Source organism: Mesorhizobium sp. M1169 (assembly GCF_040318345.1).
Classification (GTDB): Bacteria; Pseudomonadota; Alphaproteobacteria; order Rhizobiales; family Rhizobiaceae; genus Mesorhizobium.
In genome coordinates this window covers 192,597-219,498 of record NZ_JAMYME010000001.1, presented here as the reverse complement: position 1 = coordinate 219,498, position 26,902 = coordinate 192,597, and the positions used below count along the sequence as shown (strand labels likewise).

Below are 26,902 nucleotides of genomic sequence, written 5' to 3'. Positions count from 1 at the left end.
TTGGGTCCGGCAAATGACCCTCACGGTCGTGGACATGCACACCGGCGGCGAGCCGCTGCGGATCGTCACCGGCGGCTACCCCGATATTCCCAAGGGCACGATCCTCGAAAAGCGTGCCTATGTGCGCGACCATCTCGATCATCTCAGAAAGATCCTGATGTTCGAGCCGCGCGGCCATTACGACATGTATGGCGCACTGCTGGTCGAGCCCGACCTGCCGGGCGCCGACCTCGCGGTGCTGTTCATGCACAATGAGGGCTATTCGACGATGTGCGGCCACGCCATCGTCGCGCTCGGCCGCTACGCCGTCGACGAGCGGCTGGTGGCGCCACGCGAGCCGCTGACGACCGTCAATATCGAGGCGCCATGCGGGCTGATTTCGACTGCAGTCGAGGTAAGGGATGGCAAGGCCGGCGCGGTGTCCTTCGAAAGCGTGCCGGCGTTTCTGTTCGTCGGCGACCAGCGGATCGAGCTGCCGGGCTATGGTCCGGTCGGCTTCGACATCGCCTATGGCGGCGCCTTCTATGCACTGGCCGACTGCCGCCAGTTCGGGCTGGAATTTGGCAGGAACCGGGTGCGCGATTTCGTCGATGCAGCGACCGCGCTGACTGATAAGCTGAAGGCCGAATTGCCGCTGTCGCATCCCGACCATGCCGATCTCGCCTTTCTCTACGGCACAATCCTGACCGACGGACAGGATGCGTTCTCCGATACGCCGACCAAAAACATCTGCGTTTTCGCTGAAGCCGAGGTCGACCGTTCGCCGACCGGCTCGGGCGTCACCGCGCGGCTGGCGGCCATGCACGCCAAGGGGCAAATCGAGATTGGCCGGGCGCGGCTGTTCGAGAGCATTGTCGGCTCGCGCTTTTCCGGCGCGGTCGTACGCACGGCCACAGCCGGGCCGCATGATGCCATCATCGCCCGCGTCGGCGGCCGCGCCTATTACTCAGGCCGAGCCGAATTCATAATCGAGGACGATGATGAACTGGGGCGCGGCTTTCTGCTGCGCTAGCTCCCTTCCCGTGCCGAGATCGCCTTGTGCAGATGCACCATCATGGCGGCGGCGAACAGTGGCGTCAGAAGGTTGAGCAGCGGCACGGCGAGGAAAGCGGCGACCACCAGCCCGGCCAGGAACACGGTGATCGAGTGCTTTCTGCGCAACGCTCGTGCCTCGGCCTCCGGGCGAAAGCGCATGGCGGCGAACTCGAAGAACTCGCGCCCGAGCAGATAGCCGTTGACGACGAAAAAGGCGGCGATGTTGATGCCCGGCACCAGCAGAAGCAGCAGGGCGACGATATTGCCGAGGATGACGACGCCGAAAAACCGGATCGCCAGCACCAGCGAGCGCAACGCCGGCACGGCGCGGCCGGGCGGGTCGTTTGGATAATCGGTGCGCTCGACCACTTCGGCGACGTCGTCGAGGAACAGGCCGGCGATGATCGCCGTCACCGGCGCGATGAGCAGCGCCAAGCCCAGCGCAAGGCCGATGCCGGCGACGACGGCGCCCAGCCATCCGGCCCAGGAGGGAAGAGCGGGCAGCCATGCATCGATCCATGGCCAGGCCAGCCATTCGAACAGGCTCTTGATCCCGAACCAAAGCGCCGCCAGCGCCAGCAAGGTCAGCCCCAGCGTCTTCAGGAACACGGAACGGAATTCGGGCGAGAACAGCCGGCTCAAGGCGGCACGGGCGGCGTCGAGGATCACGGCGTTTCCAATTCCATGTCAAACGAGGCCTAGGGGCGATATTTTGGGATAGGCGGAGACAGGTCGCGATACAAGCGCAAACCGCGCGATACGAAGCATGCGTTCTGCCCGGATTTATAACTCGCGGCCTAGGCAAAGCCGCATCAAACCGCTAGACCCGCCCGCGCCCGGCGTGGCAGAAAGCCGGTGGGTTTTTGGCGGAGACATGAATTGATGCCGGACTATGACGTGCTTTGTATCGGAAATGCCATCGTCGACATCATCGCCCAGTGTGACGAGGCGTTCCTGGAGACCAACGGCATCATCAAAGGCGCGATGAATTTGATCGACACGAGGCGCGCCGAACTGCTCTACAGCCGCATGGGCCCGGCCATCGAAGCCTCGGGCGGCAGCGCCGGCAACACGGCGGCGGGCGTCGCCAGCTTCGGCGGCCGCGCCGCTTTCTTCGGCAAGGTCTCCAACGACGCGCTCGGCGAAATCTACGCGCATGACATCCATGCCCAGGGTGTCGCCTTCGACACCAGGCCGCTTAACGGCGAACCGCCGACGGCGCGCTCGATGATCTTCGTCACGCCGGACGGCGAGCGCTCGATGAACACCTATCTCGGCGCCTGCGTCGAGCTCGGCCCGGAGGACGTCGAGGCCGACAAGGCGTCGGGCGCCGCGGTCACCTATTTCGAGGGCTATCTGTGGGACCCGCCGCGCGCCAAGGAGGCGATCAGGCAGACGGCTAAGCTCGCCCACGCCGCCGGGCGCGAAGTGTCGATGACATTGTCGGACTCGTTCTGCGTCGATCGCTACCGCGACGAATTCCTCGATCTGATGCGCTCCGGCACCGTCGATATCGTCTTTGCCAACAGCCACGAGATCAAGTCGCTCTACCAGACCGCGTCATTCGACGAGGCGCTGGCCCAGATCCGCAAGGATTGCAAGATCGCCGCCGTCACCCGCTCGGAAAAGGGCTCGGTCATCGTGCGCGGCGACGAGACCGTGACCATCAATGCGACCAGGATCCGCGAGCTGGTCGACACCACCGGCGCCGGCGACCTCTACGCCGCCGGCTTCCTCTACGGCTACACGCAAGGCCGCAGCCTCAAGGATTGCGGCGATCTCGGCTCGCTAGCGGCCGGGCTGGTCATCCAGCAGATCGGCCCAAGGCCACGCCAGAATTTGCGCAGAGAGGCCGAGCAGGCGGGGCTGCTGTAGCGGCATCTCTTCCTTCTCCCCTGTGGGAGAAGGTGGATCGGCGCGCAGCGCCGAGACGGTTGAGGAGTGCTGGACGGAGTGCTGCCGGTGCCAAGCTGGAACACCCCTCATCCGACCGAGCTTCGCTCGGCCACCTTCTCCCACAGGGGAGAAGGGAGAGGCGCTGCTGCTGCCCCCGCTCGTCAAGCTCCCGCGCTATACGCCGCGATCGCCGCCATGTTGACGATGTCTGAATCCTTGGCATTCAGCGAGACGATCTGAACCGGCTTGTTCAGGCCGACCAGCAGCGGGCCGATGACGGTCGAGCCGCCGAGCTCCTGCAGCATCTTGGTCGAGATCGAGGCCGAGTGGAAGGCCGGCATGACCAGCACGTTGGCCGGGCCGGTCAGCCTGATGAACGGGTACTGCGCCATGGCACGGGCGTTGAGCGCCACGTCGGCGGCCATCTCGCCGTCATACTCGAAATCGACGCGGCGCTTGTCGAGGATGCGCACCGCTTCCTGGACGCGCTCGGAGCGCTCGCCCTGCGGATGGCCGAAGGTCGAATAGGCGAGCATGGCGAGCCTCGGCTCGTAGCCCATGCGGCGGGCGAAGCCGGCGGCTTCCTCGGCGATGTCGGCAATCTCGACGGCATCCGGCATGTCGTGCACCGCGGTGTCGGCAACGAGGACGGTGCGACCGCGCGCGAGCACGATCGACACGCCGATGACGCAATGGCCGGGCCTTGCGTCGATGACGCGGCGGATGTCGTCAAGCGCCGTCGAATAGTTCCGGGTAACGCCGGTGACGATGCCGTCGGCATCGCCCAGCGCCACCATGCAGGCGGCGAAATGGTTGCGGTCGTTGTTGATCAGCCGCTGGCAGTCGCGGAACAGGAAGCCTTTGCGCTGCATGCGCTCGTAGAGATAGTCGGTGTAGACCGAGTTGCGCCGCGACAGCCGCGCATTGATGATCTCGATGCCTTGCTTGCCGAGGTCGATGCCGGCATTCCTGGCGTTTTCCTTGATGATGTCGTCGCGGCCGAGCAGGATGGCGGTGCCGAGCCGCTGGTTCACATAGGAGACGGCGGCGCGCATCACCTGCTCCTCCTCGCCCTCGGCAAAGACGATGCGCTTGGGCTGGCGGCGGACGCGGTCGTAGATGCGCTGCAGCGTCGAGGCGATCGGGTCGCGGCGCGCGGAAAGCTCCTGCGCGTAGCGGTCGAGATCAAGGATCGGCTTGCGCGCGACGCCGGAGTCCATCGCCGCTTTGGCCACCGCAATCGGAATGGCCGAGATCAGGCGCGGGTCGAACGGCACCGGGATGATGTAGTTGGGGCCGAATTTCGGCCGCATGCCCTGGTAGGCGGCGGCGACGTCGTCGGGCACGTCCTGGCGCGCCAGTTCGGCGAGCGCTTTAGCCGCGGCGATCTTCATGTCGTCGTTGATGGTGGTCGCCCGCACATCGAGCGCGCCGCGGAAGATGTAGGGGAAGCCAAGCACGTTGTTGACCTGGTTCGGGTAATCCGAGCGGCCGGTCGCCATGATGGCGTCGGTGCGGATCTCGGCGACCTCCTCCGGCGTGATCTCGGGGTCGGGATTGGCCATGGCGAAGATGATCGGGTTTTTGGCCATCGACTGCACCATCCTGGTGGTCAGCGTGCCTTTGGCCGAGAGGCCGAGGAACACGTCGGCGCCGTCCAGCGCCTCGGCCAGCGAGCGCGCGCCGGTTTTCACGGCGTGCGCCGATTTCCACTGGTTCATGCCTTCGGTGCGGCCCTGGAAGACGACGCCCTTGGTGTCGCAGAGAATGATATTTTCGGACGCAAAGCCCATCGCCTTCATCAATTCGATGCAGGCGATGCCGGCAGCACCGGCGCCGTTGCAGACCATTTTCGTGGTCTTCATGTCGCGGCCGGTGATTTCCAGCGCGTTGATCAGGCCGGCGGCCGAGATGATGGCGGTGCCGTGCTGGTCGTCATGGAAGACCGGTATGTCCATCAGCTCGCGCAGCCGCTGCTCGATGATGAAGCATTCCGGTGCCTTGATGTCCTCGAGGTTGATGCCGCCGAAGGAGGGGCCGAGAAAACGCACGCAGTTGATGAATTCGTCGGCATCCTCGGTGTCGACCTCGAGATCGATGGAATCGACATCGGCGAAGCGCTTGAACAGCACCGCCTTGCCTTCCATCACCGGCTTCGAAGCAAGCGCGCCGAGATTGCCGAGGCCGAGGATGGCGGTGCCGTTGGAGATGACGGCGACCATGTTGCCGCGAACCGTATAGTCGAAGGCGCGGCTCGGATCCTCGGCGATGGCGAGGACCGGAACGGCGACGCCCGGCGAATAGGCAAGGCTGAGATCGCGCTGCGTCGCCATTGGTTTTGTGGCGACGATCTCCAGCTTGCCAGGGCGGCCCATGGCATGGAATTCCAATGCCTCCTGGGCGCTGACGGAGGGCCCGTTGCTTTCGGTTTTCTTGGCCATGGTACTTTCGGTTTCCTCGCCCGTACGGCACCGCTTGAGATGGGTGCGCATGCTTTCTTTTGTGGAAGGTTCGGGATTAAGGCTACACTTCGCCGCTGTAAACCGCCAAGCATGGCTTGCAAAATTTTGGAAGCAGCTTCTTGAACGACGAGACGCCCATTCGAAGCGACAACGCCACGCCGGCCTTCGCGCCGGCGACGCCGATGATGGAGCAGTATATCGAGATCAAGGCGGCGAACCCGGATTCGCTGCTGTTCTACCGCATGGGCGATTTCTACGAGCTGTTCTTCGACGATGCCGAGAAGGCAAGCCGGGCGCTCGGCATCGTGCTGACCAAGCGCGGCAAGCACCAGGGGCTCGACATCCCGATGTGCGGCGTGCCAGTGCATGCCGCCGACGATTATCTGCAGAAGCTGATCGGCCAGGGGTTCCGCGTCGCCGTCTGCGAGCAGATCGAGGATCCGGCCGAGGCGAAGAAGCGCGGCGGCAAATCGGTGGTGCGCCGCGACGTGGTGCGGCTGGTCACCCCGGGCACCATCACCGAGGACAAGTTGCTGGCGCCGTCGGAATCGAGTTTTCTGATGGCGCTGGGACGGGTCAAGGGCGGCAGCAGCGATACAAGTGGCGGGGAGCGCGGCAGCGCGACAGGGAACCAAGGAAGTTTCGCCCTAGCCTGGATCGAGATCTCGACCGGTGTCTTCCGCGTCGCCGAGACCACCGCCGACCGGCTGCTCGCCGATGTCTTCCGCGTCGATCCGCGCGAGCTGATCGTCGCCGAGCCGGTGTTTTACGACCCGGAGCTGAAACCGGTCTTCGACGTGCTTGGCCGCGTCGCCAGCCCGCAGCCGCCGTCGCTGTTCGATTCGGCTTCGGCCGCCGGCCGCATCGCCCGCTTCTTCGAGGTGGCAACGCCGGACAGTTTCGGCACGTTTTCGCGCGCCGAACTGTCGGCGATCTCAGGCGTCATCGCCTATGTCGAAAAGACGCAGAAGGCCGAGCGGCCGCCGCTGTCGCGGCCGGAGCGCGAGGAGCAGGGTTCGACGCTGTTCATCGACCCGGCGACGCGCGCCAATCTGGAGCTGCTGCGCACGCTGTCCGGCAGCCGCGACGGATCGCTGTTCAAGGCGATCGACCGCACGGTGACCGGTGGCGGCGCAAGGCTGCTCGCCGACCGGCTGATGGCGCCGCTGACCGACCCGGCGGCAATCGCTGCAAGGCTGGACTCGGTGTCGTTATTCCGCTCCGAGACGCGCCTCTGCCAGGCGGTGCGGGCAAGCCTGAAGAGCGTCGCCGACATGCCGCGCGCGCTGTCCAGGCTGGCGCTCAACCGCGGCGGCCCGCGCGACCTCGGCGCGCTGCGCGCCGGTTTCGAAGCGGCCGGCGCCATCGCCGAACTGTTCGGCCAAACCGCCTTGCCGGGCGAACTGGCCGCGGCGTTGGGAGCTATCAAGGCGCTGCCGAATGAACTGGCGACGCATCTGGCGCAGGCGCTCAGCGACGAGCTGCCTTTGCTCAGGCGCGACGGCGGCTTTGTCCGTTCCGGCTACCATGCCGAACTCGACGAGATGCGGGCGCTGCGCGACGAGTCGCGAAAAGTGATCGCCGGGCTGGAGAGTTCGCTGATCGACGAGACCGGCATCCGCTCGCTGAAGATCAGGCACAACAACGTATTGGGCTACTATATCGAAGTCACCGCCAATCATCATGCGCTGATGACCGGCAGCGACGGCGCCAGGGCGCGCTTCATCCATCGCCAGACCATGGCCAACGCCATGCGCTTTACCACCACCGAACTCGCCGAACTGGAAACCAAGATCGCCAACGCCGCCGACCGGGCGCTGGCGATCGAGCTTGCCGCTTTCGAGGCGCTGACGGCGGAAGTGGTCGGCCACGCCGACACGATCCGTGCCGGCGCCGAAGCGCTCGCCGTGCTCGACGTTTCGGCCGCACTTGCCTTGCTTTCCGAGAGCGAGGCCTGGTGCCGGCCGCTGGTCGATGCGAGCCTTGCCTTCGAGATTTCGGGCGGACGCCACCCGGTGGTCGAACAGGCGCTGCGGCGTTCCGGCGAAGGCCCGTTCGTCGCCAATGATTGCGATCTGTCGCCGCAAGGCGATGCCAAGGCCGGCGCGATCTGGCTGCTGACCGGCCCCAATATGGGCGGCAAGTCGACCTTCCTCAGGCAAAACGCGCTGATTGCCATCCTCGCCCAGACCGGCTCCTTCGTGCCTGCGGCATCAGCCCATATCGGCGTCGTCGACCGGCTGTTTTCGCGGGTCGGCGCCTCCGACGATCTGGCGCGCGGCCGCTCCACCTTCATGGTCGAGATGGTCGAGACGGCGGCGATCCTCAACCAGGCAGGCGAACGCGCACTGGTCATCCTCGATGAGATCGGCCGCGGCACCGCCACTTTCGACGGCCTGTCGATCGCCTGGGCGGCGGTCGAATATCTGCACGAGAAAAACCGCTGCCGGGCGATCTTCGCCACGCATTTCCACGAGATGACGGCGCTGTCCGGAAAACTGCCGCGGCTCTCCAACGTCACCATGCGGGTCAAGGAATGGGAGGGCGACGTGGTCTTCCTGCACGAGGTCGGCAAGGGTGCGGCCGACCGTTCCTACGGCGTCCAGGTAGCGCGGCTGGCCGGCCTGCCAGAGGCCGTCGTCGGCCGGGCCAAGGAAGTGCTGCACCAGCTTGAAGCCGGCGAGGTCTCGGGCAAGGCCAATCGTCTGGTCGACGACCTGCCGCTGTTTTCGGTGGCGGCGAAGCGGGAAGCGTCGAAGCCGGCGAAGAGTGACGGGCTGGGTTTGGCGCTAGCGGAGATCAATCCCGACGAGATGACGCCAAGGGAAGCGCTGGAGGCGCTGTACCGGCTGAAGGGGATGGCTGGGAAGTAGTGCTCGTCCGATAGCGCTCTACGGCACCCCCCTCTGTCCTGCCGGACATCTCCCCCTCAAGGGGGGAGATTGGCAGTTTCGCTGACAGCGCTTTTCCTTCGACGTTCGAAGTTGGCGAAAGCCGATGCGAAATCCAATCTCCCCCCTTTGAGGGGGAGATGTCCGGCAGGACAGAGGGGGGTGTGACGGAACGCTGCTTTGGCTTGCCTTCCGCCCCACCCCTCAGATCATCGCCAAGCCCTGCTTCCGCCTCGGTGGCGGAAAAGCGCGGTCAATTTCGGCGAAATCTTCGCTCGTGAGCTCGATCTCCAACGCCGCGACATTCTGCCGAATATGCTCCGGGTGGCTGGCCTTCGGAATGGCAATCACCCCGTCCTGCGCCATCACCCATGCAAGTGCGATCTGCGCCGGCGTCGCACCGTGGCGGGCGGCGATGGCATCTAACCTGGCGTTGCGCGCCAATACCCCCTGATCGACCGGCGAATAGGCCATCAGCGGCATGCCGCGTTGCCGGCTCCACGGGGCGAGGTCGAACTCGACGCCGCGCTGCGACAGATTGTAGAGCACCTGGTTGGTCTGGACGTTGCCGCCGGCCGGCAACCGAACCAGCTCTTCCATCTCATCGGTATCGAAATTGCTGACGCCCCAATGGCGGATCTTGCCGGCCGCCTTCAACGCTTCGAACGCCTCTACCGTTTCCATCAAAGGAACGCTGCCCCGCCAATGCAAGAGATAGAGATCGATGCGGTCGGTGGCGAGATGCCTCAGGCTGTTCTCGCATGCCCGTCTCACGCCGGCGCGCGAGGCATTGGACGGCAGCACCTTGGAGACCAGGAAAACCTCGTCGCGGCGCCCGGCGATGGCCTCCGCCACCACCTGCTCGGCACCGCCGCTGGCATACATTTCGGCGGTGTCGATCAGCGTCATGCCGAGATCCAGCCCGAGCTTCAGGGCATTGGCCTCGTCGCCACGGCGGCGGCCGTCTTCGCCCATCTTCCAGGTGCCCTGGCCGAGCACCGGCACGGCTTCGCCGCAGGGCAGGGTGGTCGTCCTTATCGTCGATGGCATGGCATGCTCCAGTCCGAGGTCCGGATAGCACCATAGCCGCCAAGGGAAATCCAGGTGAAGCAGAAATCCAGGTGAAGCCTCTCGCCCGGATTCCCCGACAGCGTGACGCCTACTTCACCGGATGGGCGGCGAGCCAGTCCTGCATCTGCTTGATCTCGGCTTGCTGCGCGGCGATCACTGCTTCGGCCAGCTTGCGGATTTCCGGATCCTTGCCTTTGGCGAGCTCGATCTTGGCCATGTCGATGGCCGCCTGGTGATGCGGGATCATGCCGCGGGCGAAATCGACGTCGGCATTGCCGGAATATTCGATCGCCATCATGTCGGCGTGCATCTTGTCCATCGCCGCCTTGTAGCCCTCGGTCGAGGGACTCTGCGCGCCCATTGCGCCCATGTCGTGCTTCATCTCCTCGGCTTGTGCCGGAACGCTTTCGAGGAAAACAGCAAGCAGCATTCCCGCCGCCATCATCAGCAGCACGATCTTCTTGGCCAGGGTCATTCATCGTCTCCTTTTTTGAACAGGGTCTATCTGGAAGTTTTAATCAGAGTTTCAACGTCCTGAGCCGCAATGCGTTGGCGATGACCGAAACCGAAGACAGGCTCATCGCCGCCGCCGCAATCATCGGCGACAGCAGCGTGCCGGTGAGCGGATAAAGCACGCCGGCAGCAACCGGCACGCCAAGCACGTTGTAGAGGAAAGCGAAAAACAGGTTCTGGCGGATGTTGCGGATCGTGCCCTGGGCAAGCGTGCGGGCTCGGACGATGCCGTTGAGATCGCCCTTGACCAGCGTGATCCCTGCACTCTCGACCGCAACATCGGCGCCTGTGCCCATGGCGATGCCGACATCGGCGGCGGCCAGTGCTGGCGCATCGTTGACCCCGTCGCCGGCCATGGCGACGCCGGCACCGCCGGCGCGCAATTCCTCGACCAGCGCGTTCTTCTGTTCGGGCAAGAGCCCGGCACGCACCGCGTCGATGCCGAGCTTGGCGGCGATGGCCTTGGCGGTGCGCTCGTTGTCGCCGGTCGCCATGACGATCTTCAGCCCGCTGTCATGCAGTGCCTTGATCGCCTCGGCGGTGGTCGCCTTGATCGGGTCGGCGACGGCGACGAGGCCGGCGAGCCGGTTGCCGACAGCAACGAACATCGCGGTCTTGCCGTCGGCCTGCAGCGCCTCGGCGCTGGCCAGGACCGCCGCCGTGTCGATGCCGAGATCGGCCATCATCGCGGCATTGCCGAGCGCCACCTTCTGTCCCGAAACCGTGCCGGAAACACCCTTGCCGGTGACGGCCTCGAAACCGCCGGCGTCCGGGATATTCACCCCGCGTTCGCGGGCGCCGTCGACGATCGCCTCGGCCAGCGAATGCTCCGAGCCTTTTTCCAGCCCGGCGGCGAGCGCCAGCAGATCGTCTTGCGCCATCCCTTCGAAAGCGACGACGTCGGTCAGCCGCGGCCGGCCTTCGGTCAGCGTTCCCGTCTTGTCGACGATCAGCGTATCAACCGAGGCAAAGCGCTCGAGCGCCGCCGCTTCCTTGATCAGCACGCCGGCATGCGCGCCGCGCCCGGTGGCGGTCATGATCGACATTGGCGTGGCAAGGCCGAGCGCGCACGGACAGGCGATGATCAGCACCGAGACCGCCGAGACGATGGCAAAGACCAGGCTGGGTTCCGGTCCGACGATCGCCCAGGCGACGAACGCTATGATCGCGATCAGCACGACGGCCGGGACGAAGTAGAACGAGACGCGGTCGGCCAGCCCCTGGATCGGCGCGCGTGAACGCTGCGCCTTGGCGACCAGCGCGACGATGCGCGCCAGCGTCGTCTCGGCGCCGATCTTTTCGGCGCGCATGACCAGCGAGCCGTTCTTGTTGAGCGTGCCGCCGGTGAGGTTGTCGCCTTCGGTCTTTTCGACCGGCAGCGGCTCGCCTGTGATCATCGATTCATCGATGGAAGAGCGTCCTTCGAGCACAATGCCGTCGACCGGCACGGCCTCACCGGGGCGGATGCGCAGGCGGTCGCCGGCCTTGACCGTATCGAGCGGCACGTCGTTTTCGGAACCGTCCGCGCCGATCAGCCGCGCCGTCTTCGGCGCCAGGTCGAGCAGCGCACGGATCGCCGAACCGGTTTTCTCACGGGCGCGCAATTCCAACACCTGGCCGAGGAACACCAGCGCAACGATCACCGCCGCCGCCTCGAAATAGACCGGCACCGTCCCGTCATGGCCGCGGAACTGGTGCGGAAAGAGGCCCGGAAACAGCGTGGCGATGACGCTGTAGAGATAGGCTGCACCGACGCCGAGCGAAATCAGCGTCCACATATTGGGGCTGCGGTTGAGCACCGAGTCCCAGCCGCGGTGGAAGAACGGGAATGCCGCCCACAGCACCACCGGGCTGGCCAGCGCCAGCTCCAGCCAGACCTTCGCACGATCGTCGATGAAGGCCTGAAACGTCAGGCCGAGCATCGGCGCCATGGCGATGACCAGCAACGGCACGGACAGCACCGCGCTCACCCAAAAGCGCCTGGTGAAGTCGACCAGTTCCGGGTTAGGCCCCTCGTCGCCGGTCGGCACGCCCATCGGCTCCAGCGCCATTCCGCAGATCGGGCAGGAGCCGGGCTTGTCGCGGATGATTTCCGGATGCATCGGGCAGGTGTATTGCGTGCCCTTGGGCATCGGCTGCGGCGCCGGCCTGTCGCCGAGATATTTTGCCGGCCCGGCTTCGAACTTCGCCTGGCAAGCGGCCGAGCAGAAATAGAAGCCCCGGCCCTCGTGCCGCAAAAAGTGCTTGGCCGTGGCGCGATCGACGCTCATGCCGCAGACGGGATCGGTTGCGGTCAGGTATTTTTCCGGCTCGGCGACGAATTTCGCGCGGCAGCTCTCGCTGCAGAAATGATAGCGACGGCCGTCATGCTCGGCCGTCGGCTTGCCGGCAGCCGGATCGACGGTCATGCCGCAGACCGGATCGCGGATGACGGCGTCGGCAGCAGAGGAGGCGCCTTTTGCCGAGCAGCAGCTGCCATGGGCGTGATGATGGTGATCGGAATGCGTCATGCCGAAAGCCCCTGTATTTCGATGTTGCGGCGGAGGTAGTGCTTCCAGTAACTGGAAGGTCAAGGGCTGATTTCGATTTTTCGTGGCCAGGCCCAAACTGCACCGGCCGCGGGCATGAGACGATCGTCCCGTTCCACGGCTGCGGAGAACGCGTCCGTCCGCCCCATACCCAGCGCCGCGAAAACGCGCTATAGACGCCGCCGAAACGGCGAGGCCGAACGGCATCTATGGCAAGAATATCCCTGAAGCTCGAGGAACTGATCGACGGCGAAGCCTTGCGCCGCGAGATGACCGAACTGACCGCGGCCACGGCAGGCGACGGCTCCGGCAAGGCGGCGCGCAGCGGCGTTCTCAAGCTTCTCAAAAGCCGACTCGCCGACGGCCGCACGGTCGCCGAACGCATGCTGATGGACGATGGCAGCGGCACCGCCTGCGCCGCCCGGCTGTCGCATCTGATGGATGAGATCATCCGCGCGCTCTACGACTTCGCCGCCACCCATGTCTATCGCGTCAAAAACCCGTCATCGGCCGAGCGCATGGCGGTCGTCGCCGTCGGCGGCTATGGCCGCGGCACGCTGGCGCCCGGGTCCGACATCGACCTGCTGTTCCTGCTGCCGTACAAGCAGACGCCCTGGGGCGAGCAGATCGTCGAATACATGCTCTATATGCTGTGGGACCTCGGGCTGAAGGTCGGCCACGCCACCCGCAACATCGACGAGTGCCTCAGGCTGTCGCGCACCGACATCACCATCCGCACCTCGATCCTGGAGGCGCGCTTCCTGTGGGGCGAGCAAAAGCTCTATGACGAGCTTTTGCAGCGCTTCGACCACGAGGTGGTGCGCACCACCGGCCCCGAATATGTCCAGGCCAAGCTCGCCGAACGCGACGAGCGCCACGCCAAGGCCGGCGAGAGCCGTTACCTGGTCGAACCTAACGTCAAGGACGGCAAGGGCGGCCTGCGCGACCTGCAGACGCTGTTCTGGATCGCCAAATATTTCTACCGCGTGCGCACCGGCGAGGAACTGGTCGACAAGGGCGTCTTCACCGACGCCGAATACAGGGAATTCCAGAAGGCCGAGGATTTTCTATGGGCGGTGCGCTGCCACATGCATTTCCTCACCGGCAAGGCCGAGGAGCGGCTGCATTTCGATATCCAGCGCGATATTGCCGAGCGGCTGGGCTACACCACCCATCCCGGCCTGTCGGCGGTCGAGCGATTCATGAAGCACTACTTCCTCGTCGCCAAGGATGTCGGCGACCTGACCCGCATTTTCTGCGCCGCGCTGGAAGAAGAGCAGGCCAAGCATGTGCCGGGCTTCAACCGCATCTTTCTCACCTTTTCGCGGCGCAAGCGCAAGCTCGCCGGCACGGCCGATTTCATCGTCGACAACCACCGCATCAACATTGCCGACGACGAGGTGTTCGAGCGCGATCCGGTTAACCTGCTCAGGCTGTTCTGGTTTGCCGACAAGCATGGCCTGGAATTCCACCCCGATGCGCTGAAGCTTTTGACCCGCTCTCTCGGCCTCGTCGGCAAGGCGCTCAGGCGCGACGAGGAGGCCAATCGGCTGTTCCTCGATGTGTTGACCTCGGACCGCAACGCCGAGCTCAATCTGCGGCGCATGAACGAGGCCGGACTGCTTGCCAAGCTGATCCCGGACTTCGGCAAGATCGTCGCCATGATGCAGTTCTCGATGTACCACCACTACACCGTGGACGAGCATTTGATCCGCTGCATCGGCGTGCTGGCCGAGATCGAGCGCGGCGACGGCGAAAAGGTCCATCCACTCGCCCACTCGCTGATGCCGGGGCTGAAGAAGAGCCGCGAGGCGCTCTATGTCGCCGTGCTGCTGCACGACATCGCCAAGGGCAGGCCGGAGGACCATTCGCAAGCCGGCGCCAGGATCGCCCGGCGCATCTGCCCGCATATGGGGCTCTCGCCGGCCGACACCGAAACGGTCGCCTGGCTGGTCGAGAACCACCTCGTCATGTCGATGACGGCGCAGACCCGCGATCTCAACGACCGCAAGACGATCGAGGATTTTGCCGCCATCGTGCAGTCGGTCGAACGGCTGAAGATGCTGCTTGTGCTTACCGTCTGCGATATCCGCGGCGTCGGGCCTGGGGTCTGGAACGGCTGGAAGGGCCAGTTGCTGCGTACGCTCTACTACGAGACCGAGCTTTTGTTGACCGGCGGGTTTTCGGAGGTGTCGCGCGCCAAACGGACGGCGGCGGCGCGCGAACAACTGGCCGAGGCGCTTGCCGACTGGCCGGAAAAGGCCCGCAAGCGTTATGTCGGCCAGCACTACGAGAACTATCTGCTGGCGGTCGATCTTCCCGACCAGCTCCGCCATGCCGAATTCATCCGCGAGGCCGATCACGCCGGCAAGAAGCTCGCCACCATGGTGAAAACCCACCAGTTCGAGGCGGTGACCGAGATCACCGTGCTGGCGCAGGACCATCCGCGCCTGCTCTCGGTGATTGCCGGCGCCTGTGCCGCGGCCGGCGGCAACATCGTCGACGCGCAGATCTTCACCACCTCGGACGGCCGCGCGCTCGACACCATCCTGATCTCGAGGGAGTTCGACCGCGACGAGGACGAGCGCCGCCGTGCCGAGCGCGTCGGCCGGCTGATCGAGGACGTGCTGTCGGGCAAGAGCTGGCTGCCCGAGATCATCGAGAAGCGGACCAAGCCGCGGCGCGGCGCCAAGGTTTTCCGTATTCCGCCACGCGCCGAGATCCGCAACACGCTGTCGAACCGTTTCTCGGTGATCGAGGTCGAGGGGCTGGACAGGCCGGGCCTTCTGTCGGAGATCACCGGCATGTTGTCGGACCTGTCGCTCGACATCGCCTCGGCCCACATCACCACCTTCGGCGAAAAAGTCATCGACACGTTCTACGTCACCGATCTCACCGGCCAGAAGATCGACAGCCCGTCGCGTACGGCGACCATCCGCAACAGGCTGATCGCGGTGCTCGAGGGCACGGCGTCCGAGCGCGGCAAGACCAAAACGGCCGCCGAGTGACGGTTACCTTCCATTTGCCCCAATCGCACAGGCAGTCTTCAAGCGCATGAGCCTTGTCAAGAAATTCGCCACGGTCGCTTCCGGCACGCTGATGAGCCGCGCACTCGGTTTCGGCCGCGAGATGCTGATGGCTGCCGCACTCGGCACCGGGCCGATCGCCGACGCCTTCAACGCCGCCTTCCAGTTTCCCAACACCTTTCGCCGGCTGTTCGCCGAAGGCGCCTTCAATGCCGCCTTCGTACCGCTATTCGCCAAGGAGATCGAGACACACGGCACCGACGGCGCCAAGCGCTTTTCCGAAGAGGTGTTCGGCGTCTTGTTCACGGCGCTTCTGGCGCTGACCATCGCCATGGAACTGGCGATGCCGCTGATCGTGCGCTATCTGGTGGCGCCGGGCTTTGCCGACACGCCGGGAAAATTCGAGACGACGGTGGCGCTGGCGACCGTCATGTTCCCCTACCTGATCTGCATGTCGCTCGGCGCCATGATGGCCGGCATGCTGAATTCGCTGCGCCGCTATTTCGCCGCTGCGGTGGCGCCGGTGTTCCTCAACGTCATCCTTATCGCCGTGCTTGCCTATGCCTGGTACAAGGGTTCGGACGCCCGCACCGTTGGTTTCGGCCTGGCTTGGGGCGTGCTGGCGGCCGGCCTGGTGCAGCTGGCGATCGTCTGGGCTGCGGTGCGCCATGCCGGCATTTCGATCGGCTTCCGGCGGCCGAAGATGACGCCGAACGTCAAGCGGCTGCTGATCCTGGCGCTGCCGGCGGCGATCACCGGGGGCATCACCCAGATCAACCAGCTGATCGGCACGGCGATCGCGTCGGCGCAGGACAGCGCGGTGTCGTCGCTGGCCTATGCCGACCGCGTTTACCAGCTGCCGCTGGGCGTCGTCGGCGTCGCCGTCGCCATCGTGCTTTTGCCGGAACTGTCGCGGGCGCTGAAATCAGGCAATCTGGTCGAGGCCGCCAATCTGCAGAACCGCTCGGTCGAGTTTACCCTTTTCATGACCTTGCCGGCGGCGGCCGCGCTGCTGGTCATGTCCGAGCCGATCGTGCGGCTGGTCTATGAGCGCGGCGCCTTTGCCGCCAACAATTCGACGCCGACGGTCGCGGCAATCCTGGCGATCTTCGGCCTCGGCCTGCCGGCCTTCGTGCTGATCAAGGCGTTCACCCCAGGCTATTTCGCTCGCGAGGACACGCGCACGCCGATGATTTTCGCCGCCATCTCGGTGGCGGTTAACATTACGACGGCGCTGACGCTGTTTCCGACGATGGGCGCGCCCGGCATTGCCGTTGCCTCCGCTGTCGCCGGCTGGGTCAATGCGGCGATGCTGCTCGCCGTGCTGATCCGGCGCGGCCATTGGGGCCGCGACGTGCCGCTCATGAAACGCATCCCGCGGCTGGTGCTGTCGGCGGCGGTGATGGCGGCGGCGCTCTATTTTGCCGAACACTGGTTCGCCGCAAGGCTCGGCTCCGGCTCGCCGCTGGTGATCAAGGCGGCAACCCTGCTTGCGCTCGTCGCCGGCGGGGCGCTGCTTTACTTCGTCACCGCCTTCGCCACCGGCGGTGCCGATTTCGGCATGATCCGCCGCAATATCGGGCGCAAGGGCTCCCAGCCGGTCAAGGAGCAATCTCCGGATCCGTGAGGGGGAAAATTCATCAGCGCCAATTTTGTTCTTGCTTTGTGCCGGCAGCTATGCTATTAATTTCGGTATGGTGCTAATTGGCTCCAACGACCCGCCCACCGAGGCGGGTTTTTGTTTCTGGTCGGCGCCATCCCTCAAACAGCCTTCTGTTCGGCCGACGTCAAAGCCTGCGCGCCCTGGCCAACGCCCCTCTTGATCGTCTCCTCGCTCTCGTCCATAAGCGCGCCGTCGCAAGACTTTCGCCGCGCGCGAAACGGCCCTCCACAAGCCAGGGAAACACCATGACCGATCAGCCCCCCTTCAAACCGCTCGTTTTTTCCGGCGTCCAGCCAACCGGCAATCTGCATCTCGGCAATTATCTCGGCGCCATCAAGAAATTCGTCGCCCTGCAGGACACCTCCGACTGTATCTATTGCGTCGTCGATCTGCATTCGCTGACCGCACAGCTCGTCCATGAGGATCTGCAGGACCAGACGCGGTCGATCACCGCGGCGTTTCTCGCCTCCGGCATCGACCCGACCAAGCACATCGTCTTCAACCAGTCGCGGGTGATGCAGCACGCCGAGCTTGCCTGGATCTTCAACTGCGTGGCGCGCATCGGTTGGATGAACCGCATGACGCAGTTCAAGGACAAGGCCGGCAAGGACCGCGAGAACGCCTCGCTCGGCCTGCTCGCCTATCCCTCCCTGATGGCCGCCGACATCCTCGTCTACCGCGCCACCCACGTGCCGGTCGGCGACGACCAGAAGCAACATCTGGAGCTGACCCGCGACATCGCGCAGAAATTCAACAACGACTTTTCGGACCGCATCGCAGCGCTTGGCGTCGGCGTCGAGATGGAGGTCGGCGAAGAGACGGTGAACGGCTATTTCCCGCTGACCGAGCCGGTCATCGGCGGCCCGGCAGCGCGCATCATGTCGCTGCGCGACGGTTCGAAGAAGATGTCGAAGTCGGACCCGTCGGACCTGTCGCGCATCAACCTGACCGACGATGCCGACGCCATCTCGAAGAAGATCCGCAAGGCCAAGACCGACCCGGAGGCTTTGCCCGGCGAACTGGACGGGCTTGCCGGCCGGCCGGAAGCGGAAAACCTCGTCGGCATCTATGCCGGCCTCGCCGAAATCTCGAAAGAGGCGGTGCTGAAGGAATATGGCGGCCAGCAGTTTTCGGTGTTCAAGCCGGCGCTGGCCGACCTTGCGGTGGAAAAACTGGCGCCGATCGCCGGCGAGATGCGCCGCATCTCCAGCGACCGCGCCTACGTCGACGCGGTGCTGCGCGATGGCGGCGAGCGTGCCGGCACATTGGCCGAAGCGACCATGAAGACCGTGCGCGACATTATCGGCCTGCTGCAAGGCTAATGCATGTCGCGCAAAAGTGTGCAGCGGTTTTGCGATAACGACATGCATAAAACAAGAACCTGAAGCGCGTCGCTGGTCGAACGCGACGCGCTTTAAGCTGCACCAGCATTGCCACAGCCGCCGGTCGCTTGCGGGCGGGCTGAGGCGGTGGCAGATTGCGACCGAAACCATCGAACAGGGTGAATATGGTCTCCAAACGCCTCAGCCGCGAAGCCGGTCATCGCCGCAAGTTCCTGGCGATCATCGACGACACGCCCGAATGCGAGCGCGCCGTCGCCTACGCCTCGAAGCGGGCGCAAAGCACGGGCGGCGTGCTGGTGCTGCTCTATGTCATCGAGCCGGATGATTTCCAGCACTGGCTGGGCGTCGAGAAGATCATGCGCGAGGAGGCGAACGCCACGGCGCGCGCCGCACTCGACAGCTACGCCAACAAGGTGCGCCAGAAGCTCGGCATCGAGCCGGAACTGGTGGTGCGCGAAGGCAAGCCGACCGAAGAGATCCACAAGCTGATCGAGGAAGACCAGGACATCGCCATCCTGGTGCTGGCGGCAGGCGCCGGCAAGGAAGGGCCTGGGCCGCTGGTCGGCGCGGTCGCCGGCAAGGGCGCCGCCTTTCCGATTCCCGTCACGGTGGTGCCGCAGAATCTGTCGGACGAAGAGATCGACAGCCTCGCCTGAGATGCGCTGATATTCAGGTGAGGCCGGCCTGCAATTGGCGGCTTCCTGCGCTTCCGGTGCTCACGTACCAAAAGTACGATCCGCTCCGGTTCTCGGAACCCACCATTTTCGGCTCGGCCTGACCTGAATCTCAACACATCTCCAAGCGTTTCAGGGCGCTAGCAAAACATTCCGCCAGCCAGCCGTTCCCCGCGATGCCTTTCGCTTGAATGTCGGGCGGATAAAGCCTAATTAGAATTATTCCAAACTAGCTGCCCCAAACGGGCACGGAGACGGCCATGTTCATCCAGACCGAGTCGACGCCAAACCCGGCGACGCTGAAATTCCTGCCCGGCAAGGAAGTGCTGCAAGAAGGCACCGCCGATTTCCGCGATGCCGATAGCGCCGCGACGGCTTCGCCGCTCGCCGGCCGGCTGTTCGAAATCCCCGGCGTCACCGGCGTCTTCTTCGGCTATGACTTCATCACCGTGACCAAGGACGGCCCCGACTGGCAGCATCTGAAGCCGGCTATCCTCGGCGCCATCATGGAGCATTTCATGTCCGGCGCCCCGGTGATGGCCAAGGCCGGCCCCGCCGCCGAGACCAGCCAGACCGGCGAATTCTACGACAAGGCCGACGAGGAGCTGGTCGTCACCATCAAGGAGCTGCTCGACACGCGGGTGCGCCCGGCGGTGGCCCAGGACGGCGGCGACATCACCTTCCGCGGCTTCGAGAACGGCACCGTGTTCCTGCACATGAAGGGCGCCTGCGCCGGCTGCCCGTCGTCGACGGCGACGCTGAAGCACGGCATCCAGAACCTGCTCCGGCACTTTGTGCCGGAAGTGCAGCACGTCGAACAGGTCTCCTGACGCACCGTTCCATCGTCAACGTCGATAGACAACAAAAAACCGGGCCAAAGTGCCCGGTTTTCTGTTTGCGACGTCTGTGTTGTTGCCTAGACGGTCCGCGTATAAGGGTTTTATATCACAATGACCTTGGCGCCGACCGAGGTGCGGTCGTAGAGGTCGATAATGTCCTGGTTCATCAGCCGGATGCAGCCCGACGACATCGCCTTGCCGATCGAATTCCATTCCGGGCTGCCGTGCAGGCGATAACCCATGTCGCCGCCCTTGTTGAACAGGTACATGGCGCGCGCGCCGAGCGGGTTCTTCAACCCCGGCTCCATGCCACCGGCAAACTTGGCCAACTCCGGCTGGCGCTTGATCATCTGCGAAGGCGGTGTCCAGGTCGGCCATTCGCGCTTCAGCGCGATATGGGCGGTGCCGTGCCATTCGAAACCCTCACGGCCGACGCCGATGCCGTAGCGCATCGCTTCGCCGTCGCCCATGACGAAATAGAGGAACTTGTTCTGCGTATCGACGATAATGGTGCCCGGCTTTTCCCTGGTGTCGTAGTCGACGATCTGCCGGCGGTATTTGAACGGCACCTTTTCGATCGGAACGCGCGGCAGGTGATAGCCGGCGTCGGTCACCGCGCCGTAGTTGTTGGTGAAGATCTGCGAGCCGATGGTGCTGCAACCGGCGACAGCCGTCGACAGCGCCAGGGCCGCGACGATTGCAAGTGACTTCATGCGCATGAAAAGGTCCGATGCCTGCCCAAACAACAGCGGCTCGAGTCGGCCGCTTTTTTCATCTTCATTCATGCTGGCATTTGCTTTGCTTGCCAAGCGGGCGATGCCTATATCCTTGCGCTTGCGTGCTGGTAAACCTGCGACTATGGCATTTCGGCAACAGCCCCCGCAGGATTATGTTGCAAAATCAATGGGCCAGGAACAAGGACCAGGAGACGAAGAAATCACCCATGAATGTCGGTGACGCTGCCCGGCGCTCTGGCCTGCGGCCAAGACCATCCGTTGCTACGAGGAGATCGGCCTGAGACGCGGCCGCCGCAGGGGAAAGTCCAGACAGGCCGGGTTTAATAAAGGACGCCGCGAAGCACGGCCCAAGCCAGAAGCCCGAACGTGCCGATCACCACCAATGCACCAAGGACCGTGCCGATCTTTTCAGGCAATCCATCGGGGGGACCAGGATCGTTGGCCATTCAACTATCGATCATGACGTAGGCCGCACCAAACACGGCAACGATAATTGCCCCAAGCACCGCCCAGCCTCTGATGGCCGAGCGGATTTCCTCCGGCGTCGCCGATTTCCGGTCGTCATCTTCCGTCATCTAATGCTCCTCCTAAATCCGTGGCAGACATTGAAAGCGCAAGCTGCAACGTGCGCCGTCCGAGAGCAAGCGTTCCCCAGCCTTCAACACTCCGCAAAGCGCGGGCGGCGGTCACGATCCCGGGGGGCGGTACCGGATCGACTTCGCCTTGCCAAGCGCGTCCATCGTCTCTTCGACACTTAACAGGACAGTGGTCTGGTACGAGCTGAGTGCGCCGCCGGCGCCGATGGCCAGCATGACAGAGGCCATGGACACGTTGTCCGGCGCCTCCCATAGGTTCCAGCCATCGTACTCCCCAAAGGCATACCAGAACCCGTGCAGCTTTCCGCCGACCGACTCGATGTAGGAACGGGCAGCCTCGCGTCTGTCCTCGGGATTATCCATCAAGCGCGCCCAGGTTTCGGGCCTGTAGCTGAATCGCGTGAGATACATCGGCATGGTTCGTCTCCTCCCAGAGCTGCCCCCACCAAGACAGTTAAGCGCCCCAATCCGGGAGAACGCGAGTCGTTTCCGAGGCGTAGTACCGCTGGCTTAGTTGCGGGGCCGCTAATAGACCTGTTTCAATTGCCTTTTCCCAAGGGGAGTAAGGTCATGGCCGCATATCTCATTGCTGATGTAGACATAACCGACGCCGCCGTTTTCGAGGAATACCGCCGGGACGTGCCGGCAACCGAAGCCCGCTACGGGGGAAGGTACATCGCTCGCGGCGGAGCCACCAAAGTTCTGGAGGGCGATTGGGAACCTCATCGCCTCGTCATTGTCGAATTCCCGGACATGGCCTCCCTCCTGGCATGGTACGACTCTCCAGAATACGGCCGTCTCAAAGCCATCCGCGAACGCTGCGCAAAGACCAGGATCATTGCCCTGGAGGGCATGATGCCGGTTAGCTGAGGGCCGGGTCGATGACAATGGCAAGTCTGAGTTGCCATATCTGGTGCGGCCCGGCGACGGGACAGGAGCATTCTGATATGAATCAGCAAGCTTTAGACTTGCGGGCGGGAAATGACGGCCAATGATGGGAGGATGACGCCGGAAGCACTCATTGAACGGGACCTGCAAATCAATATGACCCAACACCCGATCGGCAGGCGGTGTTACAGCGTGACCTAGGGTTGTGTCATGGCGTTGAAAATGCCGGCGCCAACTATCGCACATAAGGCTGCGGCCCCAAGCCCTCCCACAATGATGCACCACCAGGCGCGGCCATTTCCCCGAAGCACGGGATTCATTTTTATCATCCGTCGCGCCAGAAGCCCTTGGTAGAGTGCATAAGAAGACCCGAAACCGGCTAGCCAAATAACAGAAAATACGACGCCCCGCGTGAGCATCCTGTTGAGCCTGGTCTGCTCGACCGTCAAACTTGCATTCTCAGTAACCATGCTTCGCCACCTTGTTGATTATGCTGCGACCACTATCGGGCCTGCAGCGGTGAATATTAGATCAACCGCGACGCCTCGCGAAAACATAGCTCCCCTCACCAGTAGGAAACGCATTCATAACGCGAGCGGCCCGCCTTGTGGAAGGGGCGGGCCTTTATCGTTTCTCAAAAGGCAATTATGCACTTTACAAACAGGAAGGCCTGAAGACGCGGGTAGGCCCTTCTTCGGGCTTGATCACCAGCACAACGTTTTCTGGGTTTTGCCAAGGCAACAACATCACGTAGGCCGCAAAATCGTCTTCAGGGAAATGGTTGAAGCCACCACCGGCTACAAACATTTGCGGGTGCTTGCTGCCGCCAAAGCTATCCTCGACGCTGTTAAGTTGTTGGAAGGGGGCGCGCTCTGCCAGCCATTCCTGTATGCTCTCGAAGAGAATGGGCAGGCCGTTCGGGCTCGATAGATCTTCAGCAGAAGACGTACAAAGCACCACGCCGCTCACGACGCTCATTGTGACTCAGCCTTGCCTAACGGGCCTTCTTGCCCGTCTCCAGCCGTTCGAAAGCAGCTTCGTTGTGGAAGTGTGGCTCGAAAGGACACTCATAACCCGGATTCCTACTGTGGATTCAAGGTATCATGCACATCGCCGTGTTTGTAAAGTGGGTAATCGCCCATCAAAACCAGGGTTCAAACCGTGAACAAAATCTGGCATGGTGCCGCCATGCCGATCATCTCACCTCTACCCCTCAATCCGCTCATCGACGGCCGCCAGTCGGAGCGCGCCATGTTGGTCAGGCGTGGCGTGCAGCGGCTGCTCAGGCAGATGGGCGCGCATGTCTTGCCCGAACTGTCGCTGGCCACCGGCCGGCGCGCCGATCTCGTCGCGCTGACCCGCCAGGGCGACATCTGGATCATCGAAATCAAATCCTCGATCGAGGATTTCAGGGTCGACCGCAAATGGCCTGACTACCGGCTGCATTCCGACCGCTTCTTCTTCGCCACCCATCCCGGCGTGCCTTCGGAAATTTTTCCGCAGGAGTGCGGGTTCATTCTTTCGGACGGCTACGGCGCCGAGATTTTGCGCGATGCGCCCGAGCACCGCATGGCAGCGGCGACGCGCAAGGCGCTGATGCTGCGGATCGCACGCGCCGGTGCGTCGCGGCTGCTCGCGGCCGAGCTTGCCGGCGTGTCGGTGCCGGCGCTGGACGGCGAGAGCGAATAGGGACTTTTCGCTCGTCGTAATTTTGGACGTCGCGCTGCCCCTCATCCGGCAGCTGCGCGGGTGAGGGGGCATCTTCGCAAATGCGATAGCCCTGCGGAACCGAGGATGAGAACCGCTATTCCACGATGCGGTAGATATTCCACAGGCTGGTGCCCGACACCACGTAGGGCTCCATCTCCTTGCCCCATTTGGCGTGCGCGTCGATCTTGCCGATCCTGGCGAAGAACGCCTCCAACTGGCGAGGCTTTCGACCTGGTGATGTGACCCGACCGTCGCTTCCCGCGCGCCGATTCGGTCATGATCTGGAACTTGAGGTCGTCGAGACCGGCCTGCGAGCCGATCTCGCGTTCCCATTCTTTAACAGTTCGAGCACGGTCTGCTTGTGGCCGAACTTGGCGTCGATCTGCCATCTGGCACTGAACATCGCCGCCTCCTTATTCGTCCCAGGCCTGCACGACGGTCTGCCGTGCGATCTGGCCGTTCTTCAGCTCCAGCATCGCCGCGCAGAATACCTTGGTCCCGTCCGGATAGGAGCAGGCCTGGGTGAAGGCGAGATTGTTGCCGTCGGCAATGGTGGTGTCGACCTTGTGGGTCATCGCCCGACTGCAAATGTCGTCCCAGAATGTAGTGATCGCAGCGCGCCCGCGGATTTCGCGCGGCTTGCTCGGCGGGTTGTTGCGGTCGATCACCCGCACCAATGCGTCGTCGGCATAGAAGCTCGCCAGCAATTTTCCATCACGGCCCTCAATCGCCTTCTTGATCGCAGCGCCGTCTATCGTCTGTGTCTTGGTCAGCATTTTTTCCTCCATAGGCCCGTCTTCTCGGATCGGGTGGTTGCTTGATCAGGCACTGCCCGGCGCTCGCCGCCGGGCAGTGGCTTCTTCACTGCGACTTCGCCTTGACGGCCGCGAACACCTCGTCGGACTGCTTCTTGAAAGTGGCGAGATCGACCTGGCTGCCGTTGAGCATCGTCGACCAGTGGCGCACGATCGCCGCCATCGCCACCGCCTCCTTGATCTCCTCGTCGCTGGCGCCATTGAGCTTGGCCGCCTGCGTGTGGAAATAGATGCAGTACTGGCAGGGGATCTGCGAGGCGACGGCGAGGCCCATCAATTCCTTGGTCTTGCCGTCGAGCGCGGTGTTCGGGTTGAGCTGCACGCCCTTGATCTCGGCCCAGGCGCCGGCAACGGCGACGTCCGGCAGCGTCTTGAACATGTCCGGTACCGAGCCGAGCGTTGCCTGGATGTCCTTGTAGGCAGCCGTCGCCGAGGCGTCTTCGGCCTTGGCAGGAACGATCGCCAACAGCGCGCCAACGCCTGCCGCTAGCACCAGTGATTTGAGTGTCGACTTCAGCATTTTATTCCTCCCTTCGCAGCGCCTTTCCCGGCGATATCCGCCTGGCCTGCATGGGATGAAGTGATAGCGCTTACGCATGCCCGGCCGCTTCGCCCGAAAGCGCCATGGCTCCTATGGCCCGTGCGGGCCAGCGTGCCGGGCCGAGAACGCCGCCGCCGCCGCCCGCGACGGCAGGTCCAGCTTGAGCAGAATATTGGCGACGTGGCGCTTGACGGTGTGTTCGCTCAGCCCGAGTTCGGCGGCGATCGCGGCATTGCTCTTGCCATCGGCGATGAGGTTCACCACCTCGCTTTCGCGCGCCGTCAGTGCGGCCGGCTCGGCAGCCTTGGCCTTCGGCCGGCAGGCCGGCTCCAGATGCTGTTCCGAGGTCGCCTGCACCAGCGCCAGCGGCTCATCCAGCTCGTCAAGCGCGACGCGCCCGGCGTCATTGAAATGAAGGCCTGAACCGGCGGCAAGGTCGGCGACCAGCCGCGAAGCGAGGATGTCGCCGCGTCCGGCATGCACGGCAAGCTGCATCGTCACGCGCGCCGTCAACCCCGTTGGCGGTCCGCGCAACTCGACCTCGCCGACATGCACGCCCTGCGCGCTGGCGACGCCGATCTCCTGCGCCGCATCGCGCAGCGCCGCCGCGCAGCGTACGGCCCGCGCCGGGCCGTCGAAGCGCGCCATCATCAGCTCGCCATGCGTGCCGGCCGGGCGGCCGCCATGGCGCCCGACCAGCATCCGCCATGTTTCCTGAAAACGCTGGCTGCGCTCGCTCCACATGCGGTCGCCAAGCCGCGCCGTGTCGTAGATCCGGGTGACCAGCAGTGCAGCCAGCACGCGCTCGGCCTCGGCAACGGCGCGCGCTCCGGTCAGGAATTCCTCGATCAGATCGGCCACCCGGTCGATATCGCCGGTCCAGATCGGGTGGTCGCGCCCGGCCACCTCGACCAGCCGCGAATTCGGGATCTTCCTTGCCAGGAAGCGGCTGGCCTCCGGGTCGACGCGCGCATCGTTGCGGCGATGGATGAGCAGCGTCGGTGCGCTGATCGCCGCCAGCACGCCGCGCACGTCGATAGCCGCATTCATGCGGGCCAGGGCGATTGCCGCGGTCGGGCTCGCCGACAGCCGCTCGAAGCGCGCCCACCATGTGGCGAAACGCGGATCGTCGACGCGGCCGGGCGCGAAATGCGGCAGGGTGGCGCCGGTGCCCCATGCGGTCTCCGCCGTCGCGATGAACGCCTCCAGGCGCTCCGGCGGCATCACCCATTTGTGGAAATGCGCATAGCCGCCATAAAGCGCCAGCGCCCGCGTCCGCTCCGGGTAGGTGGCAGCGAATAGCATTGCCATCGGCGCGCCTTCCGAAGCGCCGAGCAAGGCGGCGCGGCCGCTGCCGGTCGCATCCATTACCGCGCGTACATCGTCCATGCGGGTTTCGAGGCTGGGCAGGTGGTGGGCATCGACGCGGTCCGACAGACCGGTGCCGCGCTTGTCGAACAGGATCAGCCGCGAGAACGCGGAAAGCCGCTTCAACAGCCGGGTGTAGCCCTCGTCTTCCCAGTGCAGGTCGAGATTGGAAATGAAACCCGGCACGAAGACGAGATCGAGCGATCCCTGGCCGACCACCTGATAGGCGATCCGCACGTCGCCACTGAGCGCGTATCGAGTTTCGATCGGCCTCACGAGGTTTGTCCGCCCGACCCGACGATTTCT

General features: G+C 64.1%; 23 protein-coding genes. 10 read left to right on the top strand and 13 right to left on the bottom strand.

The window, feature by feature from the left end; genetic code table 11:
• Window positions 1–13 precede the first annotated feature (13 nt).
• Window positions 14–1,012, top strand: coding sequence for a proline racemase family protein (locus NKH41_RS00970; RefSeq protein ID WP_352769142.1), 999 nt, complete (start codon window positions 14–16; stop codon window positions 1,010–1,012).
• On the opposite strand, the gene NKH41_RS00965 is transcribed toward NKH41_RS00970, so the two are convergent.
• The gene (locus tag NKH41_RS00965) at window positions 1,009–1,704 is read right to left on the bottom strand and encodes a sulfate transporter family protein (RefSeq protein ID WP_352769145.1); all 696 of its coding nucleotides are present in this window, start codon (window positions 1,702–1,704) and stop codon (window positions 1,009–1,011) included. The two genes, NKH41_RS00970 and NKH41_RS00965, sit on opposite strands and share 4 nt — an antisense overlap.
• Window positions 1,705–1,917: 213 nt before the next feature.
• Here NKH41_RS00965 and NKH41_RS00960 point away from each other — a divergent pair, with 213 nt between their 5' ends.
• Window positions 1,918–2,910 (top strand): adenosine kinase, encoded by a 993-nt coding sequence (locus tag NKH41_RS00960; protein ID WP_352458263.1) that lies wholly within the window; start codon window positions 1,918–1,920, stop codon window positions 2,908–2,910.
• A 182-nt stretch (window positions 2,911–3,092) separates the two neighbouring features.
• On the opposite strand, the gene NKH41_RS00955 is transcribed toward NKH41_RS00960, so the two are convergent.
• Entirely contained in the window at window positions 3,093–5,372 is a 2,280-nt protein-coding gene (locus tag NKH41_RS00955) for an NADP-dependent malic enzyme (RefSeq protein ID WP_352769148.1), read from the bottom strand.
• 203 nt (window positions 5,373–5,575) lie between these two features.
• Between NKH41_RS00955 and mutS the strand changes: the two genes are divergently transcribed.
• Entirely contained in the window at window positions 5,576–8,266 is a 2,691-nt protein-coding gene (gene mutS / locus NKH41_RS00950) for a DNA mismatch repair protein MutS (RefSeq protein ID WP_352769250.1), read from the top strand.
• Between the two features lie 222 nt (window positions 8,267–8,488).
• Here mutS and NKH41_RS00945 read toward each other — a convergent pair whose 3' ends face one another.
• The 3 genes from NKH41_RS00945 to NKH41_RS00935 all read right to left on the bottom strand — a co-directional run bounded on the left by NKH41_RS00945 (window position 8,489) and on the right by NKH41_RS00935 (window position 12,378).
• Entirely contained in the window at window positions 8,489–9,334 is an 846-nt protein-coding gene (locus tag NKH41_RS00945) for an aldo/keto reductase (protein ID WP_352769149.1), read from the bottom strand.
• A 109-nt stretch (window positions 9,335–9,443) separates the two neighbouring features.
• On the bottom strand, window positions 9,444–9,830 hold the full coding sequence (copM, locus tag NKH41_RS00940) for a CopM family metallochaperone (protein ID WP_352769152.1): 387 nt from the start codon (window positions 9,828–9,830) through the stop codon (window positions 9,444–9,446).
• A 43-nt stretch (window positions 9,831–9,873) separates the two neighbouring features.
• Entirely contained in the window at window positions 9,874–12,378 is a 2,505-nt protein-coding gene (locus tag NKH41_RS00935; RefSeq protein ID WP_352769155.1) for a heavy metal translocating P-type ATPase, read from the bottom strand.
• Between the two features lie 227 nt (window positions 12,379–12,605).
• Here NKH41_RS00935 and NKH41_RS00930 point away from each other — a divergent pair, with 227 nt between their 5' ends.
• The 5 genes from NKH41_RS00930 (at window position 12,606) to NKH41_RS00910 (ending at window position 19,932) form a co-directional block, all read left to right on the top strand.
• Window positions 12,606–15,404 (top strand): [protein-PII] uridylyltransferase, encoded by a 2,799-nt coding sequence (locus NKH41_RS00930; RefSeq protein ID WP_352469974.1) that lies wholly within the window; start codon window positions 12,606–12,608, stop codon window positions 15,402–15,404.
• 46 nt (window positions 15,405–15,450) lie between these two features.
• Window positions 15,451–17,049, top strand: a complete 1,599-nt coding sequence (murJ, locus tag NKH41_RS00925) for a murein biosynthesis integral membrane protein MurJ (RefSeq protein ID WP_352469975.1) — start codon at window positions 15,451–15,453, stop codon at window positions 17,047–17,049.
• A 281-nt stretch (window positions 17,050–17,330) separates the two neighbouring features.
• The gene (gene trpS, locus NKH41_RS00920; protein ID WP_352469976.1) at window positions 17,331–18,407 is read left to right on the top strand and encodes a tryptophan--tRNA ligase; all 1,077 of its coding nucleotides are present in this window, start codon (window positions 17,331–17,333) and stop codon (window positions 18,405–18,407) included.
• A gap of 185 nt (window positions 18,408–18,592) precedes the next feature.
• Window positions 18,593–19,084 carry a universal stress protein gene (locus tag NKH41_RS00915; protein WP_352469977.1) on the top strand — a complete coding sequence of 164 codons (492 nt, stop codon included), beginning with the start codon at window positions 18,593–18,595 and terminating at the stop codon, window positions 19,082–19,084.
• Window positions 19,085–19,362: 278 nt separating this feature from the next.
• Window positions 19,363–19,932: a NifU family protein gene (locus tag NKH41_RS00910; protein ID WP_023676386.1), complete on the top strand. Its 570-nt coding sequence runs from the start codon at window positions 19,363–19,365 to the stop codon at window positions 19,930–19,932.
• Between the two features lie 110 nt (window positions 19,933–20,042).
• Here the strand turns inward: NKH41_RS00910 and NKH41_RS00905 are convergent, their stop codons facing one another.
• The 4 genes from NKH41_RS00905 to NKH41_RS00890 form a co-directional block, all read right to left on the bottom strand.
• Window positions 20,043–20,660, bottom strand: coding sequence for a L,D-transpeptidase (locus NKH41_RS00905; protein WP_352448678.1), 618 nt, complete (start codon window positions 20,658–20,660; stop codon window positions 20,043–20,045).
• Between the two features lie 338 nt (window positions 20,661–20,998).
• Complete coding sequence (locus tag NKH41_RS00900) at window positions 20,999–21,124, bottom strand: hypothetical protein (RefSeq protein WP_352469978.1); 126 nt, start codon at window positions 21,122–21,124, stop codon at window positions 20,999–21,001.
• Window positions 21,125–21,253, bottom strand: a complete 129-nt coding sequence (locus NKH41_RS00895) for a hypothetical protein (RefSeq protein ID WP_302893588.1) — start codon at window positions 21,251–21,253, stop codon at window positions 21,125–21,127.
• A 111-nt stretch (window positions 21,254–21,364) separates the two neighbouring features.
• Window positions 21,365–21,691: a GYD domain-containing protein gene (locus tag NKH41_RS00890; protein WP_023676390.1), complete on the bottom strand. Its 327-nt coding sequence runs from the start codon at window positions 21,689–21,691 to the stop codon at window positions 21,365–21,367.
• A gap of 153 nt (window positions 21,692–21,844) precedes the next feature.
• Between NKH41_RS00890 and NKH41_RS00885 the strand changes: the two genes are divergently transcribed.
• Complete coding sequence (locus NKH41_RS00885) at window positions 21,845–22,144, top strand: DUF1330 domain-containing protein (RefSeq protein WP_023717905.1); 300 nt, start codon at window positions 21,845–21,847, stop codon at window positions 22,142–22,144.
• A 672-nt stretch (window positions 22,145–22,816) separates the two neighbouring features.
• Here NKH41_RS00885 and NKH41_RS00880 read toward each other — a convergent pair.
• A complete protein-coding gene (locus NKH41_RS00880) occupies window positions 22,817–23,140 on the bottom strand; it encodes a hypothetical protein (RefSeq protein ID WP_352769161.1) in 324 nt (107 codons plus the stop codon).
• Window positions 23,141–23,350: 210 nt separating this feature from the next.
• On the opposite strand from NKH41_RS00880, the gene NKH41_RS00875 reads away from it, so the two are divergent.
• Window positions 23,351–23,851 carry an MmcB family DNA repair protein gene (locus tag NKH41_RS00875; RefSeq protein ID WP_352769252.1) on the top strand — a complete coding sequence of 167 codons (501 nt, stop codon included), beginning with the start codon at window positions 23,351–23,353 and terminating at the stop codon, window positions 23,849–23,851.
• Window positions 23,852–24,285: 434 nt separating this feature from the next.
• On the opposite strand, the gene NKH41_RS00870 is transcribed toward NKH41_RS00875, so the two are convergent.
• The 3 genes from NKH41_RS00870 to NKH41_RS00860 all read right to left on the bottom strand — a co-directional run bounded on the left by NKH41_RS00870 (window position 24,286) and on the right by NKH41_RS00860 (window position 26,872).
• Window positions 24,286–24,648, bottom strand: a complete 363-nt coding sequence (locus tag NKH41_RS00870; protein WP_352448516.1) for a nuclear transport factor 2 family protein — start codon at window positions 24,646–24,648, stop codon at window positions 24,286–24,288.
• Between the two features lie 85 nt (window positions 24,649–24,733).
• The gene (locus NKH41_RS00865; protein WP_352448517.1) at window positions 24,734–25,207 is read right to left on the bottom strand and encodes a carboxymuconolactone decarboxylase family protein; all 474 of its coding nucleotides are present in this window, start codon (window positions 25,205–25,207) and stop codon (window positions 24,734–24,736) included.
• A 111-nt stretch (window positions 25,208–25,318) separates the two neighbouring features.
• Window positions 25,319–26,872 carry an alpha/beta fold hydrolase gene (locus NKH41_RS00860; protein ID WP_352769163.1) on the bottom strand — a complete coding sequence of 518 codons (1,554 nt, stop codon included), beginning with the start codon at window positions 26,870–26,872 and terminating at the stop codon, window positions 25,319–25,321.
• Window positions 26,873–26,902 lie beyond the last annotated feature (30 nt).

Coding starts and splice junctions, on each gene's coding strand:
- NKH41_RS00960 (WP_352458263.1), top strand. CDS start 1,918: ATGCCGGACTATGACGTGCTTTGTATCGGAAATGCCATCGTCGACATC.
- NKH41_RS00935 (WP_352769155.1), bottom strand. CDS start 12,378: ATGACGCATTCCGATCACCATCATCACGCCCATGGCAGCTGCTGCTCG.
- NKH41_RS00885 (WP_023717905.1), top strand. CDS start 21,845: ATGGCCGCATATCTCATTGCTGATGTAGACATAACCGACGCCGCCGTT.
- NKH41_RS00880 (WP_352769161.1), bottom strand. CDS start 23,140: ATGAGCGTCGTGAGCGGCGTGGTGCTTTGTACGTCTTCTGCTGAAGAT.
- NKH41_RS00865 (WP_352448517.1), bottom strand. CDS start 25,207: ATGCTGAAGTCGACACTCAAATCACTGGTGCTAGCGGCAGGCGTTGGC.
- NKH41_RS00910 (WP_023676386.1), top strand. CDS start 19,363: ATGTTCATCCAGACCGAGTCGACGCCAAACCCGGCGACGCTGAAATTC.
- NKH41_RS00870 (WP_352448516.1), bottom strand. CDS start 24,648: ATGCTGACCAAGACACAGACGATAGACGGCGCTGCGATCAAGAAGGCG.
- NKH41_RS00905 (WP_352448678.1), bottom strand. CDS start 20,660: ATGCGCATGAAGTCACTTGCAATCGTCGCGGCCCTGGCGCTGTCGACG.
- mutS (WP_352769250.1), top strand. CDS start 5,576: ATGATGGAGCAGTATATCGAGATCAAGGCGGCGAACCCGGATTCGCTG.
- trpS (WP_352469976.1), top strand. CDS start 17,331: ATGACCGATCAGCCCCCCTTCAAACCGCTCGTTTTTTCCGGCGTCCAG.
- copM (WP_352769152.1), bottom strand. CDS start 9,830: ATGACCCTGGCCAAGAAGATCGTGCTGCTGATGATGGCGGCGGGAATG.
- NKH41_RS00930 (WP_352469974.1), top strand. CDS start 12,606: ATGGCAAGAATATCCCTGAAGCTCGAGGAACTGATCGACGGCGAAGCC.
- NKH41_RS00915 (WP_352469977.1), top strand. CDS start 18,593: ATGGTCTCCAAACGCCTCAGCCGCGAAGCCGGTCATCGCCGCAAGTTC.
- NKH41_RS00895 (WP_302893588.1), bottom strand. CDS start 21,253: ATGACGGAAGATGACGACCGGAAATCGGCGACGCCGGAGGAAATCCGC.
- NKH41_RS00875 (WP_352769252.1), top strand. CDS start 23,351: ATGCCGATCATCTCACCTCTACCCCTCAATCCGCTCATCGACGGCCGC.
- murJ (WP_352469975.1), top strand. CDS start 15,451: ATGAGCCTTGTCAAGAAATTCGCCACGGTCGCTTCCGGCACGCTGATG.
- NKH41_RS00955 (WP_352769148.1), bottom strand. CDS start 5,372: ATGGCCAAGAAAACCGAAAGCAACGGGCCCTCCGTCAGCGCCCAGGAG.
- NKH41_RS00890 (WP_023676390.1), bottom strand. CDS start 21,691: ATGCCGATGTATCTCACGCGATTCAGCTACAGGCCCGAAACCTGGGCG.
- NKH41_RS00900 (WP_352469978.1), bottom strand. CDS start 21,124: ATGGCCAACGATCCTGGTCCCCCCGATGGATTGCCTGAAAAGATCGGC.
- NKH41_RS00945 (WP_352769149.1), bottom strand. CDS start 9,334: ATGCCATCGACGATAAGGACGACCACCCTGCCCTGCGGCGAAGCCGTG.
- NKH41_RS00970 (WP_352769142.1), top strand. CDS start 14: ATGACCCTCACGGTCGTGGACATGCACACCGGCGGCGAGCCGCTGCGG.